General features: G+C 66.7%; 6 protein-coding genes and 1 pseudogene. 3 read left to right on the forward strand and 4 right to left on the reverse strand.

Going from position 1 to position 5590, the window contains the following annotated elements; translation table 11 throughout:
- Positions 1–270: 270 nt before the first annotated feature.
- The 3 genes from ACWD5Q_RS34985 to ACWD5Q_RS34995 form a co-directional block, all read right to left on the reverse strand.
- Positions 271–1104: a transposase family protein gene (locus ACWD5Q_RS34985; RefSeq protein ID WP_451431104.1), complete on the reverse strand. Its 834-nt coding sequence runs from the start codon at positions 1102–1104 to the stop codon at positions 271–273.
- Positions 1105–1177: 73 nt separating this feature from the next.
- Entirely contained in the window at positions 1178–1684 is a 507-nt protein-coding gene (locus ACWD5Q_RS34990) for a hypothetical protein (RefSeq protein ID WP_451431105.1), read from the reverse strand.
- A gap of 360 nt (positions 1685–2044) precedes the next feature.
- Complete coding sequence (locus tag ACWD5Q_RS34995; RefSeq protein WP_451431106.1) at positions 2045–2563, reverse strand: hypothetical protein; 519 nt, start codon at positions 2561–2563, stop codon at positions 2045–2047.
- Positions 2564–2970: 407 nt separating this feature from the next.
- Between ACWD5Q_RS34995 and ACWD5Q_RS35000 the strand changes: the two genes are divergently transcribed.
- Complete coding sequence (locus ACWD5Q_RS35000; RefSeq protein ID WP_451431107.1) at positions 2971–3201, forward strand: hypothetical protein; 231 nt, start codon at positions 2971–2973, stop codon at positions 3199–3201.
- A gap of 139 nt (positions 3202–3340) precedes the next feature.
- Here the strand turns inward: ACWD5Q_RS35000 and ACWD5Q_RS35005 are convergent.
- Positions 3341–3811: pseudogene (locus ACWD5Q_RS35005) on the reverse strand (ATP/GTP-binding protein); the annotation flags it as partial.
- 286 nt (positions 3812–4097) lie between these two features.
- Between ACWD5Q_RS35005 and ACWD5Q_RS35010 the strand changes: the two are divergent.
- Positions 4098–4931: an SDR family oxidoreductase gene (locus ACWD5Q_RS35010; protein WP_451431108.1), complete on the forward strand. Its 834-nt coding sequence runs from the start codon at positions 4098–4100 to the stop codon at positions 4929–4931.
- A gap of 276 nt (positions 4932–5207) precedes the next feature.
- A partial coding sequence (locus tag ACWD5Q_RS35015; RefSeq protein WP_451431109.1) for a transposase occupies positions 5208–5590 on the forward strand: 383 nt, incomplete at its 3' end.

A 5590-nucleotide genomic window follows, 5' to 3' on the forward strand; every position in this document is an offset into this window, starting at 1 on the left:
TGTCCGCTCGGGGTATGTCTCACCAGCTATGTGCCCACTCGCCACAAGATCAGAACCCTACCCGACCAAGATCACACTACGGAAGCGACGTTGGGTGTCTCGGGAATGGCCCGAGATTACCGCGCCTGGTTCCCCGGGGGCGCTGGTCACCCCCGTGAGACTCCGCCAAGTTCGTTTCCGCAGTTCAGTGGGGCTGGTGTGATGCGCGGGTGTAGTCCTCGCGCTGGCAGGTGGCGTGATCATCGAGGCGAGATCATCCGCCCTGTCTGGTTATCGCTGTACTTCGCTGTTCGCCAGGACGAGCAGGGCTCGCAGGAGTGTGGTGGCCTGCCGGGTGTCCGTGCGGAGCTTGGTCAGGATCCGCCAGTTCTTGAGGTTCGCGAAGCCGTGTTCGTTGGCGGCGCGTTCGCGGCTGACCAGGCGGTTCGCTTCCTTCTCGGCGGCGGTCAGCTGGTGGTTGCGGGTGGCCTTGCGGCCGGTGATGATCACCGGGTCGTCGTCGGGTTTGTCGTCGAGGCCGACGAAGCCGAGGTCGGCCAGGGCGCCGAGGCCGGCTTCCCGCAGCTGTCCGGTGATCTTGTTGTGGCGGGCGGTGGTGATCTCGCTGGACCGGCCGGGCTTGGCTGCGGAGATCCAGATCAGGTTGCCCTTCTCGTCGGTCAGCGCGAGAAACAGCAGGCCATGGGCCTTGTGCTTGCCAGAGTAGTTCTTCCGGTCGTCCTTCCCGGTACGGCGGCGGGTACGGATCAGGGTGCCGTCGAGGAGGACCACGACCCCGCCGCCGCGGGCGATCTTCTTCAACGCCCGGTCCAGACGCGGGGACCGGGCGGCCAACAACTGGACGACTTCCTTCACCCAGCGGCGGACGGTGGACTCCCCGACACCGTTGCCGCCGGCCATGTCGGCCAGACGCTGGTCGTGACGCAGGACGGCAAGCACGATGACAGCCTGCTTACCGGGTTCGGCCTTGCGCCAGACAGAGCGCATCCGGTTCCGGCGCCGGCGTATCAGGCCGGCGACGAGATCGATGGTCCGCTTCGACAGCGGCAGGCGGACCTGGTAGACAACATCCTGAGCGCCCTCGGCGGGCTGGTTTTTCGTCACACATCAACCAACTCCCGCCGGGGGCCCTCGCGTTACGGCCGGAATCGGCCCGTCCGGCCGTCGACACCGCTGGTCAGCGTGGTCGGTAGCGGCCCGATGCGGTGCGGACGAGCCAGCCACGGTCGGAGAGTTTGCGCAGCTGTCCCCGGACCGGCTCGATCTTCCCCGGCGTCGTCTCCCGGCCCAGCGCGAGGGCGACGTCCTTGGCCATCACCGGACCGTCCGCCCCCGCCACGATCTCCATGATCCGGCGGTACTCCGAGGTCAGGGCCTCACGCCCCATCCCCTCGACGCGATCGGGCACCACCCGCATCCCGCCCGCACCCGGGCCCACCGTCACAGCAACCGGCTCCGGCTCCGGCTCCGGCTCCGGCTCCGGCTCCGGCTCCGGCTCCGGCGACACGATGCCCGGCGGCAGCCGTCCACCGCCGGTGGCCTCGGCCCACTGCCCGAAAACCACCTCGGCGGCCTCCAACCGGGCCACCTCCAGATCGAGTTCACCCAGCTCCTTACGCAGCAGCTCAGCACGTTTCGCCAGCTCAAGCCGCCGCCCGATCGTCCACGTCAGCACGTCTGTCATGAACATCCCTCCCGACGCGGAACCTACGCGGCAGCCCCGAACCTCACGCAAGAACCCGCGAGAACGCCCGCGCCGGACGATCTCGTGCTAACGATCACCCCGCCTGCCAGCGCGAGGACTACACCCGCGCATCACACCAGCCCCACTGAACTGCGGAAACGAACTTGGCGGAGGCTCCGTGGTCGACGCGAACGCCCTCACCGCCGACGGTGCCGTCATTTCTCGTGAACATCTGCGAACGCGCTGATCGCCGACTGCTGCTGAAAATTGTCCTTGGACAGCGAAGTTAGTCGACGACGACGCTCTGACCTGCGACGACTGAGTTCATTGTCGGCAGGAGTAGAGTTCCGAAGTTGATCACTAGGGGCGGATTGCGATGGTGCTGACGGTGCCGTTGCCCCAGACGGTGGTGTTCATCATCATGCGTCCGTCCAGCGACACCGCGGTAAATTCCGGCACGAAGCGCGTAGTGAACAGTGTCGCGAACCCGCTCCGTAGCTGGGTCACCTCGCTCGTCACCAGGTCCCAGTCGTCGAGGAGGCGGACCTGGACCCAGGCCCAGCCGTCATCTTCGGGCTCTCCGTCCGTAGGGTGCGTGTTGTAGTCGACGCCGAGGAGGAACTCGCGGTCCTGATTGAAGAGTCCGTATTGCGTTGCCATCCGATACCAACTCGCGTTGACCTTGTCAGCCATATCCGGGGCGTCGACGTCGGCGATCTCGTCCGGGTATGAGTCGAATCGCCCGTGCTCGGGGCGGGCACTCGCTGGCGAGCACCCCGCGGGCAGTGGCGGCAGCGGGACCTCGTCCCGGCGCCGTTGCACGAAGTGAAGCCCGGCGGGTGCGATCAGGGTGGCTATCTCGGTGTCGGTCAGCGTCACGGAGGCACGATAGTCGCAGGCAGGTCGCCTGGTGTGCCATTTTCAGGGCTTCCAGAGGACCCACCCGCGAGTTCTGTCGGCGGTGGCGGCGGAGCGGTCTGCTCATTGGCTTCGCTGACTTCTAGGGACAGCGTGACTGGGCCGACTTGATTGGTTGCCACAGAGGACCGTTGGCGTGGGGCGGGTGCGCGGTCCTGGACGTAGCGTCTGATGACACCGTAGGAGATCGAGGTGTCGTGCTCGTCCATGGGCTTCGCCCAGATCTCTGTGGGGCGGTGCCCCGCCTCGATCATGGAGTCGACGAGGTGCTGGACAGGATCGATGGCGGTTGGCCGACGCGGTAGTGGTTTGCGGGGGCGGGGTTCAGGGCCGTCCAGGGCGGCCCGGACGGTTCGCCAGGAGACGTTGTGGCGTCGTTCCAGAGCTCGCATCGAAAGGGCTTCCCGTTCGGCGTCGTGCCGGATGCGTCGGTAGAGCTCCTTCTTGTCGATCTTCTTGGACGACACGCGGTCGGGGGCCGGCTTGCGCTGCCGACGGGGTGGTCGGACATCTGCCAGGGTCCGTTCCAGGAGTTCGCAGGGGCGGCCAGCCAACGCGGCAAGGCGTTCAAGGCGGGGCTGTCCGAACCAGTTCGGTGAGCCGGTGAGGAGGCCGTGCAGTAACTCGGTTTGAGGTGGTTGGCGTGGGCCAGGCGCCGGATATAGGAGTCGGTCGGTTCTCCGGGACGTGGCCGGACCTGGATAGGAAGCCGGTGCAGCAGCGGTTCCGGGGCCGAGGTCACCCACTGACCGCCTTCTTCAGCGGAGAAGCCGCGGTCTCTGCGGCATGGTCCAGTGGGATCGCGTCGATTGCCTCCTTCGTCACGCGTTCGGTGCCGCTGAGGATGGCGTCGATCGCGGCTCCTCGGATGGCGTGGGACAGAGCTCCGATCATGCCGTCGGTCCGGTTGTGGAGATAGCGGTCGAGCTTGACCAGGCTGCCGAGCGGGTGATCGTGCAGCAGCAGGGTGTTCTCCAGGGTGGCCACCAGCCCCTTCCACTCGGCGCCGTAAGGGAACGGGCGGGTGGGGACGAGCGTGAAGCGGCCCGCGATCTGGGCCCCGCGGGTGCCGGCCAGCAGTTCGCTGTCCTCGACGCCGATGCCTGCATAGACGAACGTCGCGGGGATGCGCTCGGAGAAGTACTTCAAGGTGTCGGAGACCTCGGCGCCGGACCGGGTGGTCTGCGAGATGTTGTGGATCTCGTCGACTTTACCGACCGCAGGAGCTCGGAATACTGGCTCTGAACTGCGACGATTCATAGACTACATGTCCGTGACGCCGAGTTGGGGCCGTTGCTGTAGCTCGTCCGGGTGGTCTCTCGGGCCGGCCGTCCACCGGGACGGTGGACGGCCGGCGTACTCGGTGAAGTGCTCAGCCGAGTACGGATGTCTGTGCCCAGCAGCACGAACCTGTCAGGGCTCTCCTTGACCTGAAGTGCGATTGAGCTTCTAGCGTGTCCTCCAGCTGATCATCTGACGACGGGAGAAGGCGCTCATGATTCTCGTGACGGGAGCCACCGGGAACATAGGAAGTGCTCTGCTGAAGGAGCTGCACGCGTGCGGTGCCGGGCCCCTGAGGGGTCTCACTCGCGATGCTGCGCGGGCCTCATTCCCCGAAGGGGTCGAGGCCGTTGAGGGTGACTTCGCCAAGACGGCTTCGCTGAAGCCTGCGCTGGAGGGGGTGCGCTCGCTGTTTCTCGTGTCGCGTATGGGCTCAGATGCTGACATCCTCGACGCCGCCCGGCACGCAGGTGTGGAGCACGTGGTGCTCGTGTCGTCCATTACCGTCCAGACCCATCCGCACCTGGGCCCCGCCAACGAGAACCTGGCTGTCGAGCGACTACTCAAGGGCAGCGGTATGGCCTGGACGATTCTGCGGCCGACGCAGTTCGCCTCGAACGCCCTGTGGTGGGCGGCGTCCATCCGCGAGCACCAACCGGTCAGGGCGCCGTATGCGGACATCGGGCTCCCCACGATCCACCCCGCGGACATCGCGTCGGTGGCGCGGGTGGCGCTGATCGAGTCCGGTCACCAAGGCCGGACGTATGCCCTGACCGGTCCGGAGCGGGTGACCGCCCGGCAGCAGGTGGAGGCCATCGCGGCAGTACTGGAGCGGGAGGTGCCGTTCGTTGAGATCAACAGGGAGGAGGCCCACCGTCACATGGCCGCGTTCTTGGGAGACGAGGCCGCGGATGCGGTGCTCGATGTGACGGGTGGGGACGTCAACGACGAGCTGCTGAAGGTGCGCGACACGGTTTCGCGGGTCACCGGCTCCCCGACCAGGCCATTCCATCAGTGGGTTTCGGAGAATGCCTCCGCCTTCCATTGAGTCGCCTGGTGCTGACCCCGTTCATCTGTACTCAGCTGGGCACTATCACGTGCACGCCGACAGCAGAGCCGTGAAACTGCCGGCGGGACAGGATCACGTCGCTGATCCCGGGTCGGCGATGCGGGCTTCCAGGTCGGCGACGCGCCGGTCTTGGAAGCGCAGGTTCGAGCGGGCGGCCTTCAGCCGCTCGTCGAGGGTGCGGTTGTCGGTGGTGAGGTGGCGGATGACCCTCCCCTCGTAGCGTGGAGCCCGTGATTGCAGGGGAAGTTGGGGTTCATGGGATCCAAGAAGCAGCCGTACGACGCCGAGTTTCGTGAGGGCGCCGTTCGCATCGTGATCGAGACGGGGAAGCCGGTCCCGGATGTAGCCGAGGAACTCGGCGTAAACCCCGGCACCCTCCACAGCTGGGTCTCGCGCTGGCGCCGTAACGGAACGGCGTCGTCGGACCGGCCCGCGCAGACCGCGGCCGGCGGGCGGGTGCGCGAGGCCGAGCGCGTGGAACTGGAGCGGCTGCGGCGTGAGATGAGCGAGAAGAACAAGCGCATTCGGGAGCTGGAGATGGAGCGTGAGAGCGTGGTGGTGAACCGGACAGTGTTCGGTGGGTGGGGCTGGCGGGGGATGCCTCGAACGATCTTGCTGGCCGGTCGGCGTGCATGGAA

This window comes from Streptomyces sp. NPDC002513, assembly GCF_053595355.1.

What these genes read in the sequence shown, in the direction of transcription:
- ACWD5Q_RS35010 (WP_451431108.1), top strand. Translation starts at nt 4,098, where the DNA reads ATGATTCTCGTGACGGGAGCCACCGGGAACATAGGAAGTGCTCTGCTG.
- ACWD5Q_RS34990 (WP_451431105.1), bottom strand. Translation starts at nt 1,684, where the DNA reads ATGACAGACGTGCTGACGTGGACGATCGGGCGGCGGCTTGAGCTGGCG.